The organism is Glaciimonas sp. GG7, from assembly GCF_052976905.1.
Genome location: NZ_JBRIIQ010000191.1, coordinates 1 through 2,896, shown reverse-complemented (window position 1 = coordinate 2,896; position 2,896 = coordinate 1). Strand labels below are relative to the sequence as shown.

General features: G+C 54.5%; 2 protein-coding genes. Both read right to left on the bottom strand.

The genetic code is table 11. From position 1 onward, the window contains the following. The coding region (locus ACVBEF_RS20970) for a porin (protein WP_447125834.1) at positions 1-1,179 on the bottom strand (1,179 nt) is incomplete at its 3' end. A gap of 311 nt (positions 1,180-1,490) precedes the next feature. Continuing rightward, positions 1,491-2,896: galactarate dehydratase (gene garD, locus ACVBEF_RS20965; protein WP_447125833.1), on the bottom strand; the 1,406-nt coding region annotated here is incomplete at its 5' end.

Here is a 2,896-nt window from a genome sequence, read left to right as displayed (position 1 = left end):
ATTCGACGCTGATGGTGAGCTGTTGAAACCGTCGCCGATAGTCGCGGTGGCATCAATGATTTTGCTACTGCCAGCTGTGCCGAGTGTCTGGCCGCTGCTACGCTGGTAAGACTGCAGTGCGTACAGTCCGGTGCGTACCGACAACGCATAGTATTGGCTCAACGTTAATTGCTTGTAAGAAGCCGCATTTTTGATGCCGTTAGCGCTGGTAGCATGGGTTTCGCTATAACCAACCGCCAGATCCCACGGCGCACCAACATGTGCGTGCAGTACTGAACCGATGGTATTGAAGATCGCCGTATGGTTAAAACTCGAACCGCTGCCTGGCGTGTACTGAACGTTTGAACCGGTCAGAGAAATATCCAGAGCAGGCGTGAAGAAATAGCCTGCGCCGACGGCGACGCGTTGTTGCGAAGCAGCGGTCTGATAACCGTTAGTGACAGCTGACACCACTGGCTGACCACCGGAGTTCGTGCTCGAATCCGTACCCCATGCTCCACCGTTAACTGTGGAGTTGTTGACACGCATATAGCCCGCGCCAATCCCGATCGGACCGTTTTTGTACTGCACACCCACACTTGCAGTCGATCCTTGCTTGGTGCTGCCCGGGACTTCACCAAACGCATACGAACCGGCAACAGTAAAGTTATTAAGCGTCGGCGACGTGTACATGATCGAGTTATTCGTGCGGACACTGGTATCGAGCGCATCGACGTCACCAGCGTGCGCACCAAAAAAGCCGGTGGTCCAGGTGGTCGGGCTAAACGCTGCCAGTTGCATGTAGTAGGCTGTGTATTGACGACCGACTGTGACTTTTCCGTAGGTCTGATCGTTCAACCCGACAACAGACTGGCGAGCAAACAGCGCGTTGGTAAATTGAGCCGTACCAGTATCGATACTGAAACCGGATTCCAGAACGAAAATAGCAGCCAATCCGCCACCAAGATCTTCCGTCCCTTTAAAACCAAAGCGACTCCCCGCCCAGGCACCCGAGCTCACACGCGTGTTCGATCCGCCACCGGTGGTTGCGCCCAATGTGGTTTGGCTATTTTGATAGGTCACGAGGCTGTCTGCGACGCCATACAGCGTCACACTGCTCTGAGCATATGCTTGCGAAACCGACAAGGCCATTGCTGCGACTAAAAACAAATTACTGCGTATTTTTTTTGGTATAAACATTTTCATCTCCCTTGGTCATAAAAAACTGTTGTACGACATCGTACATATATTTTATTTTTAGGACAATGAAATGCGTGCGATTAGAAACAAATTCACTATAAATGCGACAAATATTCAATCAGCAGTAATAAATAGCGGATTTTAGTTGCAATATATTGTCTGACGTCCGTCAACATTGCACTCTCCACACAAGTATCGAACTGATCCTCCCTGCAAAAAAACATGCAGCCGATTTTTCAATCGGCTGCATGTTTTTTTGATCCAGCGGGGCTGCTTTTATTCAGAAAGCAGCATCATCAATAATCCACGCCTCAGGTCACCGGCGCAGGATTAAACAGCGTCAGGGCATTGTGCAGTTTCCAATGTTCAGCCCATGTTTTACGACCGCTGGCAACGTCCAGCATAAGTCTGAATAATTCCCAACCGACGTCTTCGATCGTGGCTTCGCCGGTGGCAATACGGCCAGCGTTGACATCCATTAAGTCATGCCAGCGGCGTGCCAGATCGTCGCGGGTGGCGACTTTGATGACCGGCACTGCTGCCAGACCGTAGGGCGTGCCGCGTCCGGTGGTGAAGATGTGCAGGTTCATTCCGGCGGCGAGTTGCAACGTGCCGCAGATGAAATCGCTTGCTGGCGTGGCGGCGTAGATCAGGCCTTTTTGTTTGAGCTTTTCGCCCGGTGACAACACGCCGGAAATGGCGCTGGTGCCGGACTTGACGATGGAGCCCATGGCTTTTTCGACGATGTTAGCCAGACCGCCCTTTTTGTTGCCGGGCGTAGTGTTGGCGCTGCGGTCTACCCCGCCCTTTTTCAGATAATCGTCGTACCAGGCCATTTCGCGAATCATGCCGTTGGCGACATCGGCATTGAGTGCGCGGGCGGTCAACTGATCGATGCCGTCGCGCACTTCGGTGGTTTCTGAAAACATGACGGTCGCGCCTGCACGGACTAGCAAATCAGTGGCGAAACCGACTGCCGGATTGGCCGTGACGCCAGAAAACGCATCGCTGCCGCCGCATTGCACGCCAACGACTAAATCGGCGGCGCTACAGGTTTGGCGCGTACGCAGATTGAGAACCTGAAGCCGCAGCATCGCCATATCCATAATCGATTGAATCATCGACTCGAACCCGACGTGGATGTCGTCTTGCAGCGTGACGATGTAGGGACCGTTCTGGATGGGTAGCGCGTCTTCTGGCAGCAAGCGCGACGGTTGCAGTTTTTCGCAACCGAGACTGACCACCATGGTCTGACCGCCGAAGTTCGGGTTCAGGCTGATGTTGCGCAGCGTGCGGATCGGGATGTCGGCGTTGGGCGCATCAATGGCGACGCCGCAGCCGTAGGTGTGCTCTAGCCCGATGACGTCATCGACGTTCGGATAGTGCGGCAACAGCTCATCTTTAATCCGCTTGACGGCATGCTCGACCACGCCTGCTACGCACTGCACGGTGGTGGTAATGGCGAGAATATTGCGGGTCGCCACGCTGCCGTCGGCATTCCGATAACCTTCAAAGGTATAGCCTTCAAGCGGTGCGGCGGGCGGTAGTACCCGGGTCGAGATCGGCAGGCCGTCGAGTTGGCGCGCCGGTGGCATACGCACCAATGATTCTTCGATCCAGCTGCCTTGCGCGATGTCGCGCACCGCGTAGCCGATGACAACATGGTGATGGTCGATGTCTGGCAGTGGAGTCCGCTGGTGATGTTGATCGTACTGGG